Origin of the sequence: Pseudolysobacter antarcticus (assembly GCF_004168365.1) — a bacterium.
Lineage (GTDB): Bacteria > Pseudomonadota > Gammaproteobacteria > Xanthomonadales > Rhodanobacteraceae > Pseudolysobacter > Pseudolysobacter antarcticus.
In genome coordinates this window covers 482,308-494,567 of record NZ_CP035704.1, presented here as the reverse complement: position 1 = coordinate 494,567, position 12,260 = coordinate 482,308, and the positions used below count along the sequence as shown (strand labels likewise).

General features: G+C 57.4%; 12 protein-coding genes. 8 read left to right on the top strand and 4 right to left on the bottom strand.

Annotated elements, in window-relative coordinates:
* Positions 1-4: 4 nt before the first annotated feature.
* The 3 genes from ELE36_RS02145 to ELE36_RS02135 form a co-directional block, all read right to left on the bottom strand.
* A complete protein-coding gene (locus ELE36_RS02145) occupies positions 5-700 on the bottom strand; it encodes an HAD family hydrolase (protein ID WP_129831525.1) in 696 nt (231 codons plus the stop codon).
* A 13-nt stretch (positions 701-713) separates the two neighbouring features.
* The gene (locus tag ELE36_RS02140) at positions 714-1,901 is read right to left on the bottom strand and encodes a substrate-binding domain-containing protein (RefSeq protein ID WP_129831524.1); all 1,188 of its coding nucleotides are present in this window, start codon (positions 1,899-1,901) and stop codon (positions 714-716) included.
* A gap of 99 nt (positions 1,902-2,000) precedes the next feature.
* On the bottom strand, positions 2,001-3,392 hold the full coding sequence (locus ELE36_RS02135; protein ID WP_129831523.1) for a DegQ family serine endoprotease: 1,392 nt from the start codon (positions 3,390-3,392) through the stop codon (positions 2,001-2,003).
* Between the two features lie 481 nt (positions 3,393-3,873).
* Here ELE36_RS02135 and ELE36_RS02130 point away from each other — a divergent pair, with 481 nt between their 5' ends.
* The 5 genes from ELE36_RS02130 to ELE36_RS02110 all read left to right on the top strand — a co-directional run bounded on the left by ELE36_RS02130 (position 3,874) and on the right by ELE36_RS02110 (position 9,080).
* Positions 3,874-6,021 carry an adenosylcobalamin-dependent ribonucleoside-diphosphate reductase gene (locus ELE36_RS02130; protein WP_129831522.1) on the top strand — a complete coding sequence of 716 codons (2,148 nt, stop codon included), beginning with the start codon at positions 3,874-3,876 and terminating at the stop codon, positions 6,019-6,021.
* Positions 6,022-6,050: 29 nt separating this feature from the next.
* Positions 6,051-6,692, top strand: coding sequence for a hypothetical protein (locus ELE36_RS02125; protein ID WP_129831521.1), 642 nt, complete (start codon positions 6,051-6,053; stop codon positions 6,690-6,692).
* Positions 6,693-6,943: 251 nt separating this feature from the next.
* Complete coding sequence (locus ELE36_RS02120) at positions 6,944-7,705, top strand: TSCPD domain-containing protein (protein ID WP_129831520.1); 762 nt, start codon at positions 6,944-6,946, stop codon at positions 7,703-7,705.
* A 416-nt stretch (positions 7,706-8,121) separates the two neighbouring features.
* Complete coding sequence (gene queD / locus ELE36_RS02115) at positions 8,122-8,478, top strand: 6-carboxytetrahydropterin synthase QueD (RefSeq protein ID WP_129831519.1); 357 nt, start codon at positions 8,122-8,124, stop codon at positions 8,476-8,478.
* 191 nt (positions 8,479-8,669) lie between these two features.
* The gene (locus ELE36_RS02110) at positions 8,670-9,080 is read left to right on the top strand and encodes a phasin family protein (RefSeq protein WP_129831518.1); all 411 of its coding nucleotides are present in this window, start codon (positions 8,670-8,672) and stop codon (positions 9,078-9,080) included.
* 173 nt (positions 9,081-9,253) lie between these two features.
* Here ELE36_RS02110 and ELE36_RS02105 read toward each other — a convergent pair whose 3' ends face one another.
* The gene (locus tag ELE36_RS02105; RefSeq protein ID WP_129831517.1) at positions 9,254-9,631 is read right to left on the bottom strand and encodes an MAPEG family protein; all 378 of its coding nucleotides are present in this window, start codon (positions 9,629-9,631) and stop codon (positions 9,254-9,256) included.
* 205 nt (positions 9,632-9,836) lie between these two features.
* Here ELE36_RS02105 and ELE36_RS02100 point away from each other — a divergent pair, with 205 nt between their 5' ends.
* The 3 genes from ELE36_RS02100 to atpB all read left to right on the top strand — a co-directional run bounded on the left by ELE36_RS02100 (position 9,837) and on the right by atpB (position 12,234).
* Complete coding sequence (locus ELE36_RS02100; protein ID WP_129831516.1) at positions 9,837-10,742, top strand: CE1 family esterase; 906 nt, start codon at positions 9,837-9,839, stop codon at positions 10,740-10,742.
* Between the two features lie 288 nt (positions 10,743-11,030).
* Positions 11,031-11,402: an ATP synthase subunit I gene (locus ELE36_RS02095; protein WP_165371434.1), complete on the top strand. Its 372-nt coding sequence runs from the start codon at positions 11,031-11,033 to the stop codon at positions 11,400-11,402.
* A 16-nt stretch (positions 11,403-11,418) separates the two neighbouring features.
* A complete protein-coding gene (atpB, locus tag ELE36_RS02090) occupies positions 11,419-12,234 on the top strand; it encodes a F0F1 ATP synthase subunit A (RefSeq protein ID WP_129831514.1) in 816 nt (271 codons plus the stop codon).
* The last annotated feature ends 26 nt before the right edge of the window (positions 12,235-12,260 follow it).

Genomic DNA, 12,260 nt, shown 5'->3' with positions numbered 1-12,260 from the left:
GGAATCAAATCCCGCGCTGATGATTTTCCAGCCAGTGCGCGAGTTCACCGAGATCGCTCAAGGTCAAATCGGGCGCGACCGGATGCGCCCACGCAGTATCGCCGCGATTGAGCCAAGCGGTGCGCAAACCCGCATCGCGCGCGCCGAGCACGTCGAGCTCAGCATCGTCACCGACATGCAACACTTCGTGCGGTTGCAGGCCAAGACGTTCGCACGCGGTATGGAAAATCGATGCATGCGGCTTGGCCGCGCCGAACTCGCGCGCCGATACCGAAAACTGGAAAAAACGTCGCAGCCCGATGCGATCGAGATCGGCATTGCCGTTCGAAATACTCACGAGCGGCAGCAGCGCTGCGAGACGTTCGAGCGCCGGCAACGCATCGCTGTAGCACTCGACCTGATTGCGTGCGGTGAAGTATTCGATGTAGGCGCGTTCGACCCAATCCTCGCCCATCTCGAACGGCGTGAAAACCGCGCGCAAACTCAGCTTGCGCAACGCGGTGAAGTCATGGCCGAGATGCGGATTTTCGCCATAGATGCGCTCACGCAATTCGCGCAACTCCGCCACCGGCCACGCCGCAGCAACGTGCGGACATTCCCGCTGCAGCCAGCCTTCGAGATGCTGTTCGGCACGCAGGATTACCGGCTCGATCGGCCACAAGGTATCGTCCAGATCCAGCGAGATGGCGCGGATGCGCACGCGAGTTCTCCGCTCAGTGTTTGCTGTCGTTGCCGGATTTTTCCGCGTCTTTGGCGGCCTGCGTTTTGGCCGCGGCGCTGTCTTTCACTTCCTGCGTCAGCGGCGAATTCGGCGAACTGCTCTGCATTGCCGACGCCGTGGCATTGACGGCCGATACCGGACGCGAGCCGGTGCTGGTGGTGACGATCGTGGCGCCACTGCTGTCGGCGGTGTGATCGATACCGATCTGCGCATCGATGTAGGCGAAGTGTTCCTCATTCTTGGTCAACAGATCCGGCGCTTCGCCATACCCCACGACTTGATGTTTGCGCATGATCGCAAGTGCTTCGGGACCCGCGGCGAACTGCACGAACTCCTGCACTTTCGCATTGTTCCTGCCATCTTCGCGTGCGGCCAGAAACAGCTTGGTGTAAAGCGGATACGTGCCGCTGGCGATGCTTTCGCGCGATGGTGCAATGCCTTCGACGCTGAGGATTTTGACGCTCTTGTTGGCGTACACCGCCGACAATGTGGTCAGCCCCATGCCGAACTCGTTGAGCGCGATATCTTCTTCGAGTTTGGCCGTATTTACGTACAAACGCGGTGCGGCCACGCGCTGATCGCCATTGCGGAAAATCAGGTAACGAAAACTGAATTCGACGCCATCGAGCGGACCGGCGACGGCGTCCACATTGATCGGCGCATCGGCGCCACCAAGCTCTTTCCAATTGCTGATCTTGGCGTAATAGATATCGTGCAATTGCTTCAGGCTCAGGCTGCCGACCGGATTTTTCGGCGACGTGATTACCACCACCGCGTCCCACGCGATCGGATAAAACGTCATGCCGGTTTCTTCGCTGCGTTTTTCTGAGGCGGGACGCGCCGTACCGGCAATATCCGCGGCACCGCTGGATACTGCATCGATGCCGGAAATAGTGCTGAACGGCTGCATTTCGATGCGGCCTTTTTTCTGCTTCTCGAACTCCTTGGCAAGATCGGCGACGAACGCACGCGACGTTGCCAGATCGCCGCGCCAGATGATACTCGGCAGCGCAACGACCGGCGTCGCCGGCGCTTTTTTCGCTTTCGCTGGAGCGGCCGCGGCGGCAGCCGGTTTGGCCGGCGCAGCCGCGGCGGGTGCCTTGTCAGCCGCGCCAACGCTGAAGGTGGCGCTCAGCAGCAGAAACGTCGCCGCCCATCGGGTATATCGAAATGCAATCACGGGTCACTTCCAAAGAATAAAATCGTCAACCCGTGATTATCGCGATTACGCCCGACCAACGCGAGCTTTGTGAGCCGCCGTCTCGAATTTCCGATGCCACTATTGCAAAGGCACGAGGAACGAGTTGTTGCCGCGAACCACCGAAAGCAATAGTTGGCGCACACGTTTTGTGCCGAGCCGCTCGAGGTCGCGCACGCTGCCGATCTCGACCTGATTCACCGCGAACACGATATCGCCGTTCTTCAAACCACTGGCTGCGGCGCGACTGCCGGGCGCCACGCGCGTGATGCTGATCCCGCTCAAGCCGGCGCTGTGCTGGCGCTCGCCGAGATCGGCGAACTCGGCGCCATCCAGCCGCGGATCGAGCTTGGCGCCGCTGCTCGTGGCGAGTTGCTCGGTGGCCGTGCGCACGCTCGTCTCGATCGGCTTGCCATCACGCAACAGCTTGAGCTGGATAGCGCTGCCGACCGGCAACAGGCCCTCGGCATTGTGCAATTCCTGCTCGGTCGCGACGGGTTTGCCGTTGACCGCGGTGATCACATCACCAGGCTTGAGGCCGGCGCTGGCGGACGGTGAATCGTTCTGCACGCGCGTCACCACCACGCCCTGGCTCGGTTCGATTTCGAGCATGCGCGCGATCTCGGGCGTGAGATCCTGCGCTTCGATGCCGAGCGTGCCGCGCTTCACCGAACCGCTGCTGATGAGCTGGCGCATCACATCGCCGGCGAGGTTGGCCGGAATCGCAAAACCGATGCCGGCACTCGCGCCGGACGGCGAAACAATTTGCGAATTGATGCCGACCAGCTCGCCGCGCAGATTCACCAGCGCGCCGCCGGAATTTCCGGGATTGATCGAGGCATCGGTCTGGATGAAACTCTGATAACCCATGCCGCGCAAGCCGCTGCGACCAAGCGCGCTGACGATGCCCGAGGTGACCGTCTGGCCCAGTCCGAACGGATTGCCGACCGCCACGACAAAATCGCCGACCTGCAATTTGTTGGTATCGGCCAACACTAGCGCGCTGAGATTTTCGGCTGGCATCTGGATCACCGCGACATCGGTATCGGGATCGCTGCCGACCAGCTTGGCCTTGAGCGTGCGGCCATCGTGCAGGGTCACAGCGATGTCGTCCGCGCCATCGATCACATGATTATTGGTGAGCACGTAACCTTTCGTCGCATCGATGATCACGCCCGAACCCAGCGACTGTTCGATACGTTCGCGCGGCGCGTTCTGCAAGCCGAAAAACTGGCGGAAGAACGGATCTTCGGCCATCGGATTGCGCACGCGCACACGGGTTTTCGAATTGATATTCACCACGGCCGGCGTGACGTGTTCGAGCATCGGCGCGAGCGATGGCAGTGGCTGGCCATCGACTGCAATCGGCAATGCTCCGGCGTACGTGCGCGGCGCTGCCGCGAGCGCGGCAAACACGCCAAGGACGGCGAAAGAAATCGCGCGAGTAACGCGCCACAACGAAAGATTCGACATGGATACTCCTGAAGAACTGAGGTGGATTGGTCAGACCACAAATAGCGCTCGGGGTTTCCTTTCTCAAGCGCCGCTGTACACCGGCAAATGCCGACGCCGTTGGCTATTGGAGCCGTTGTTTTTTCAGGAATAGTTTTCAAGTTGTTGAAAAAATGGCGAATAAATCCTTTGACATCTGCCGGTCACAGGTTTACGTTATCGCCTCTGCAACCACAACATCTTGTGGTTTGCATTGGGATATAAACCTACGTATTGGGTAGCCGGGTTTTTGTCATTCCGCGCATCCATCTCGGAGCAGAGCCAGTGCCATATATCAAAAAGCATGCAGGCAGCGTCGGTTCACCGGTTTCGCCGGTGGCAACGCTGACGGCAGCTTTTTGCCGGTAGCGGCAACCTCTGCGCATCACAATGGTCAAAAAACGAGCGGCGGTCTGGGGGGATCGCACGTTGTTCGAGTCAAGTAATTTGGAGATCAAACGGAATGAGCACAGTGCGACTTGAGGCGCTGGCGCGAGGTACAGTGGAAATACCGCTGCAACCTGCGTCGTACGATATCTGGGACAAGAAATACCGTCTCAAAAGCAAGAATGGCGAGCCGGTCGATGCCAGCATTGATGCGACTTACCAACGCGTCGCCAAGGCATTGGCCGATGCCGAACCTACCCCCGACAAACAAACCTACTGGTACGAACGCTTTTTGTGGGCGCTGCGCCGCGGCGCGATTCCGGCCGGCCGCATCACATCGAATGCGGGCGCGCTGCAACACAAGCCTGCTACCTCCACGATCAACTGCACAGTCTCCGGCACGATCGTCGATTCGATGGATGACATCCTCGAAAAAGTGCATGAAGCCGGACTCACGCTGAAAGCCGGCTGCGGTATCGGCTACGAATTTTCGACCTTGCGCCCGCGCGGCGCGTATGTGTCGGGCGCGGGCGCGTATACGTCCGGGCCGATGTCGTTCATGGATATCTACGACAAGATGTGTTTCACCGTAAGCTCCGCTGGCGGTCGCCGCGGCGCGCAGATGGGCACGTTCGATGTCGCGCATCCCGACGTCAAGGATTTCATCCGCGCCAAGCGCGAGGACGGTCGTCTGCGCCAGTTCAATCTGAGCCTGCTGATCACCGACGGTTTCATGCATGCGGTCGAAACCGACGGCGACTGGCCGCTGCTGTTTCCGGTCAATATCAAGGAACAACACGAGGTCGATCTCGACAATCCCGAGCAGGTGATCTGGCGCGAATGGCCGACGCATGAAAATTACGTGTCGCGCGAGGATGGCTTGGTCGCGTGCAAGGTGTATGCGCGCATCCGCGCCAAACACTTGTGGGATCTCATCATGGGTTCCACTTACGATTTTGCCGAACCCGGTTTTATCCTGATCGATCGCGTCAACGAGATGAACAACAACTGGTGGTGCGAGACGATCCGCGCCACCAATCCGTGCGGTGAACAGCCGTTGCCGCCATATGGTTCGTGCTTGCTCGGCTCGGTCAACCTGACCACGTTTGTGCGCGATCCGTTCGGACCAAAGGCACGTTTCGATTTCGACGAATACCGCGAAGTGGTGCGCGTGTTTACGCGCATGCTCGACAACGTGGTCGAGATCAACGGCCTGCCACTGCCGCAACAACGCGCCGAGATCGAGAGCAAGCGTCGCCACGGCATGGGCTTTCTCGGCCTCGGCTCGACTGTGACCATGCTCAAGATGCGCTACGGCTCGGAGGAAGCTTGTCGTTTCACCGAAGAAATCGCGCGCGACATGGCGATCGCCGGATGGGAAGTCGCGCTGAGTCTGGCGAAGGAAAAAGGCGCCGCGCCGATCCTTGCGCAAGAGTTCGATGTCACCGCCGAAATGCTGCGCAAGCGGCCTGAAATGCTGAGCGATGGTTACAAGCTCGGCGACAAGATCGCAGGTCGTTTGCTGCACGCCAAATACAGCCGCTACATGCAGCGCATCGCCAAGGTTGCACCGGAGCTGGTCGCCGAACTGGCCGAGACTGGTGCACGTTTCACGCATCATTCGTCGATCGCGCCGACCGGTACGATTTCGCTGTCGCTGGCGAACAATGCATCCAACGGCATCGAGCCGAGTTTTGCGCATCACTATTCGCGCAACGTGATTCGCGAAGGCAAAAAGAGCAAGGAAAAAGTCGAAGTGTTCAGTTATGAGCTGCTAGCTTATCGTGAGCTCATCAACGCCGAAGCGATGCCCTACTCCAGCACACCGGAACAGAAGCTGCCGGAATACTTTGTCGCTGCCGATGACATCTCGCCGAAAGAACATGTCGACATCCAGGCAGCCGCGCAAATCTGGGTGGATTCATCGATTTCCAAAACTGCGAACGTGCCGACCGATTACCCTTACGAAGACTTCAAGGACATCTATCGTTACGCGCATTCGCAAGGCCTGAAAGGCTGCACCACGTTCCGTTTCAACCCCGCCGCTTTCCAGGGCGTTTTGGTGAAAGAAGCCGATCTTGAAAATACCCTCTACCGTTTTGAGCTAGAAGACGGTAGCGTTGTCGAGGTCAAGGGTAACGAAGAGATCGAATACGACGGCGAAACACATACTGCCGCCAATTTGTTCGATGCCTTGAAGGAAGGCTATTACGGAAAGTTCTAGCCACAACACAACCTGTCGGAGAGGGAAAAATGAGCAACGAAAATACCGTAAGTGAAAATCTGCACAACGTCGTCGAAGCCGCAAAAGAAAGCGCGCAGCATGTCGGCGATACCATCGTGCAGCAGGCCAGTGCCGTAGCCGCGAGCGTTTCCAATGTCGCGAGCGAAGCCAAGGCAGCGGTGAAAAAGCAGGCCAAAAAAGTTGCCAAGAAAGCCACCGAAGTGAAGAAAGCCGTGGTCAAGCAGGCGACGGCGGCGAAGAAGGCCGTGACCAAGCAGGCCAAGGCGACCGTGACCAAGGCAAAAGCCGTGGTCGCGAGCGCGAAGAAAAAAGTCACCGGCTCCGCCACGACTGCGAAGAAGACCGTGGTGAAGAAAGCCGCTGTGGTGAAGACCAAGGCGAAAGTTCAGGCCAAGGTCGTCAAGAAAGCAGTGAAAGCGGATGTCGGCAAGGCCAAGAAAGCCGTTGTCGGTGCGCAGAAAAAAGTCGCCAGCAAAGCCAAGGCCGTGAAGAAAGCGGTCGTGAAAAAAGTAGCCGCCAAGTCCAAGGTCGCGAAAAAAGCCGTCGCCAAGAAAGTGGTTGCAGTCAAGAAAACCGTAGCGAAAAAAGCCGCGCCGGTGAAAAAAGTCGCAGCGAAAAAAGTTGCCAAAAAAGCAGCGAAGAAAAAATAACTGAAATGCATCCTTCCTAGTGAAGGATGCATTATCGCGTTAGCACGCTGCAACGCCTGACCATCGTCGGGCGTTGCAGCGCCGCTCGCTACGCCGCGATGCAATGCGCTTTGCTCACGTCTGTAGCAAAAAATTGAAAACATGCGCGCTTCCGTATCGCGTGCACAGCAATAAAAACCTGCAATTGCACCGTGCTGGCGCCAGCGCCGCAGCACATCGCATACACCCTACGAACATCAGGAGTACGGCCGATGGCCATCAAGATCGGCAAGAAGATCAAGGGTTACAGCGTCAACAAACCCGACGAAAAAAATCGCCTCGCCGAAAGCACGCCCGCCGTGCCCGTGGTCACGACTGCGGAAGTTATCCAGATGCACGAGCGCCTGGAGCGCCCCGAGGTACTGGTCGGCGCTACCTACAAGATCAAGTCGCCATTGTTCGAGCACGCGCTGTACGTGACGATCAACGACATCGTGCTGAATCAGGGCACCGAACACGAACTGCGCCGTCCGTTCGAGATTTTCATCAATTCGAAAAACATGGATCACTTCCAGTGGATCGTGGCGCTCACACGCATCATGTCCGCAGTGTTCCGCAAAGGTGGCGACGTCACTTTTCTCGTCGAGGAACTCAAGGCCGTGTTCGATCCGCGCGGCGGCTATTTCAAAGCCGGCGGCGTGTACATGAATTCGATTGTCGCCGAACTCGGCGCCGTCATCGAAGCGCATCTGCGCATGATCGGCATGCTGCACGATCCCGAAATGGATCCCGGCCAGCGCCAGCTGATTGCTGAAAAACGCGCCGCGTACGAAGCGCGAATAAGCAAACCGGCGGGTAGCGGCAAATCGGGCTCAGCGTCTGCCACCCAGGAAACAGCGAGTGCCGAATCGGCCTCATCAAACGAATCGTTTCCGCTCTCGGCCACGATGTGCGCCAAGTGCAATACCAAGGCGACGATCCTCATGGACGGCTGCGCTACTTGTTTGAATTGCGGCTATTCGAAGTGCGGGTAGACGCTATAGTTTGGAGAGTGCGCCGTAAATCTGACGGCTTGACAGAGTTCAGTTGAATTTGGCTTCGTCGATTGCTATCCGCTAAATAAAAGTTGCTACATGACACCCGACCCTTGGTGTTCCACACCTTATCGCGACTGTCCTCGCTAACGCTGCATCGAACGTTTCGTTCCAGCAACTTTCTGAAGCATCAAGAAACTCGAACCTTGTTAGAACGCAATGTCGTGGGATTGCCAACCCGGACTTGGGGCACACTCAGGGTACGTGTTTTACACGGAGCAATTGATCGTAATTAAAACGATTTGTTGTGACTGTAGTTTGAGGAAACCAATAACCGCGCCCGCTCGTCATCCACTCCGATCGGATTTCTAATATCGCAGTTGTGCGATCACCCCTCCACTTCAATCGGTTCCAACATGGATCTCTACAAGGTCTTTCAAATCGAAGCCGCACACCGCTTGCCGAATGTTCCGGCCGGGCACAAATGTGCGCGCATGCATGGGCATTCGTTTCGCATCGAGGTGCATGTGCGGGGTGATGTCGATCCGCATTTCGGCTGGGTGATGGATTTTTCCGAGATCAAACTGGCGTTTGCGCCGGTCTTCGAGCAGATCGATCATCATTGCTTGAACGAGGTGGCTGGCCTGGAAAATCCGACCAGTGAAAATCTTGCGGCGTGGATCTTTGCCCGGCTGGCACCGCAGCTGCCACTGCTGCACAAGATCGTGATCCACGAAACCTGCACCTCGGGCTGCACTTATTACGGGCCTTGAGGCCGCGACAAGTCGAAATTCGTGCGTTGCATCACGTTTGGCTTGCAACAAATCATTAACGATACCGCGCCATAATCAGGACTATCAGCGGCGGCGCTTTCGTCTAGGCTTACGAAATATGTTGCGTTGCAACAAAAGTTGATTTATAGTCTATCCCACGATACGCACCACCCACTTCCGAGGATACGACCATGCTTCAGCAATTCAATTCGCAGTTCATCGCCGCCAGCAAGCAATTTTCCGACACCTTGTTCAAGGCCCACACGTTGGCTCTTGAGGGTTTCGAGCGCATCACCGATCTGAACCTGAAAGCGATTGACGGCCGCGTACAGGCAACCACCGAATTCTTCACGACCGCGACCGAGTCGAACGATGTTGAAGGCTTCAAGAATGCATTCCCGAAGGGTGTGAACCTGATCAAGGAACATTCCGAGAAGTTGTACAACAACGGCCAGGAAGTTCTCGGCGTGACCTTGAAGACCACCGAAGCTTTGACCCAGCTCGCCAAGGGCGCGTTTGAGTCGGCTAACGAAACGGTCACCAAGCAGGTCAACACCGTGACCAAGCAGGTTAACGACGCCGCGAAGAAAGCAGCGAAGTAATCTTCCAAAAGTTTTGCGTGGAAGGCGCTGCGGTCTCTCTCCCTCCCCTTCGATATTCCGCAGCGTTTTTTAGGCCGGGTGACGCAAGTCGCCCGGCCATTTTCTTTTGTGAACTCGCGGTTTGGCGCAATCGAGCGCGCAAAAATCGCACAGTGTGACGTTTGCCACGATCACTACAAACCAAGCACGAACAGCCAGACCACGCATCCCATCCCAGCGAACCACACGAGGCTGCGCAATGCCGCCCAGTTGGCGAGATAACAGCCGCCGTAGATCACACGCAACCCGACAAATGCCAGCGTGAGTGCGTCGATGCGGCCTTGTGCTGCACCGACCTGTTCCGCTACCAGCACCGCTACCGCGAACGGCGGGAATGCCTCGAATGAATTCAGCTGCACCCAGTGTGCACGCAATGCCATCCCGCTCAGCCTCGCTTGGAAATCGCGTGGCGCGTAATTGTTGAATTGGCGCCGTGCAATCGTCTTGGCAATCGCGGTAAACAGGATAGGCAGCAATGCCGCGAGCAACAGGCAAAGATGAGCGATATGCATGACGGGCTCCAATGGTGGTCAACCCGCATCATCCGCTGCCAGCCGAGATTGCACCAACGGCCGAGACACGACAGCGATACGGCCTTTGCGCACGCTCGACCCATAGTTACCACTTGCCATCACGATCAAACATTTTCCTCACACAAATCTGCCCGCTGTGCATTACGGTAACGACGATTTCCGAATACAGAGTGCAATTACATCCATGAAATCGCGCCATTGGTTGTCGCTTTTGATCGCTTTGCTGATGCCTGCCGCCGATGTTGCCGCAGTCAGCAGCATCGCCCTGCCTGCCTGGGTATGCAGCAAGCCGGATGCGATCTTCATCAACGGCTTTGAGACCGCCAATGCCATTCCGCACGATGCCTCGCTGGGCAACGGTGGCGCATATCCCGGCAATGTGGCACGCAGCATTACCGTCGCCGGATATGCCACAGAAACTTATTACCTGCATATCCCTGCCAACTATAATCCCGCACGTGCAGCGCCCCTGCTGGTGGTGTTGCACGGCGCTTCGGGCAGTCACGCCGATGCGATCACTGACGCGCAGTTTTTGCGCTCCGACTGGTCATCGCTTGCGGACACCTACGGCTTCATCGTGATTGCACCCGTTGGCGAGCAATCTCAGGGCGGCTGGATCACTCCACCCGGAGCTCCCACCGACTACGACATGATTGCCGCCGCGTTTACCGATGCCACGATCGCCTACAACATCGAACGCTCGCGACGTTATCTGTGGGGATTTTCGGCAGGCGGATATGTCGCGCCCGATATCGTCCTCAACGGTTTCAACAGCACCATCAACGCCAACGTGCTGGCCGCCTATTCGATCAACAGCGCCAATATAGATTTCGCCTGCACAGCCGGCGCCGGCGGGTGCAATGCGCTTTTGAACAGCCAGACGCGCCGTGTGCCGATCGACATTCACATCGGCACCCAGGACGATCCGCAACTGCTGGCCTCGGTGCGGGCCGATCATACCGGCCTGCTCGCCCACGGCTGGGTGGATGGCAGCACCTTGTTCTACACCGAATTCAATGACGGGCACACTTATACCAACCAACTTACCGGGGCGTGGCAGTCCTTATGCGGATTTGCGTTATCACCCTGAGCTACGACCGTTAGACGCCTTGTTACTGCACGGGTAATTGCGCTCGCGCGCTCCGCACGGGACAACGGCGGCGATCCCAGCCGGAATCACCGCTAGCTGACAGCCCCGCGCGCGGCTTTGCATCACATGACACGGGGCACTATCAAATCCAAGTTGAAGGCAAATTTGTGCGCGCTTTCGGCTTGCGGCCGGCTCAGTCGGGCTGCTACAATTCGCCGGCTTGATCGACCGGAATCCGATGCTTTTAGCGCGGCGCACGGTGCGGCAACCCATCTGGATAGACAACACGTGCAAAATTCCATTGCCGCCGGCCGACGATTGGCCGCTCGCGTACTGGTAATACAGGCGTGTATCAGTCTGGCTGTAGCGCTCCTGTTTTTACTGCAAGGATGGCCCTCGGCACTGGCTGCACTGTGCGGCGGTGCGCTGGTGGTGATCGGCAATATGCTACTGGCCTTGCGTTTATTCGGCGCGGTGCAGGCCGGCGGGGAATTTACGTTGTCGCGTTTGATCGCGGGAGCAATTTTGAAATGGTTCGTGGTGATAGGCGGGATTTATCTGGTGATCGGACAGTTTCGACTGCCACCGCTACCGGCGCTATGCGGTTTGAGCGCGGCGTTACTGGCGAATTTGGCGGGTTTTCGCTTCAGAGACAATTGAATTTTCGGGAGTTCTTGTGAGTAGCGAAGCAGAATCGGGTGGCCTGACTGAATACATCCAGCACCATCTGACCCACAACTCGGTGCAGTTCGGCTCGACGCCATTCTGGTCGATCAATATCGATTCCATGCTGGTTGGCATCCTGGCCGGTGGCCTGACCCTGCTCTGGTTCTGGTCGCAGGCGCGCAAGGCTACGGCCGGCGTTCCAGGCAAAGGCCAGGCGTTCATCGAGCTCGTATTGACGTTCGTCGACGGCCAGGTTAAGGATGTGTTTCACGGCGACCGTCGTTTCATCGCGCCACTGGCGCTGACGATCTTCCTGTGGGTGTTCATGATGAATGCCATGGATTTGCTGCCGCTGGATCTGATCGGTGGCGTGCTCAATATTACCGGTCACGATCCGCACCACACGTTCTTCCGCTCGGTGCCGACGGCTGATCTGAACACCACGTTTGGCATGTCGCTGACGGTGTTTTTTCTCGTGCTGTTCTACTCGGTCAAATCCAAGGGCTTCGGCGGCTTCACGCTTGAGTTGTTCACGGCACCGTTCCATGCCAACGGCACGTTTGGCAAGATTTTGCTCGCTATCCCGAACTTCTTTTTGAACTTAGTCGAATATCTGTCCAAGCCGGTATCGCTGGCGATGCGACTCTTCGGCAACATGTACGCTGGCGAGCTGGTATTCATGCTGATCGCTGGTCTGCCGTGGTATCTCGCTTGGCTCGGTGGCGCGCCGTGGGCGATCTTCCATATTCTGATTATCGGCCTGCAGGCTTTCATCTTCATGGTGTTGACCGTGGTCTACATCTCGATGGCACACGAACACCACTGATTTACGTTTTTTGCCTTTAGCTTTTT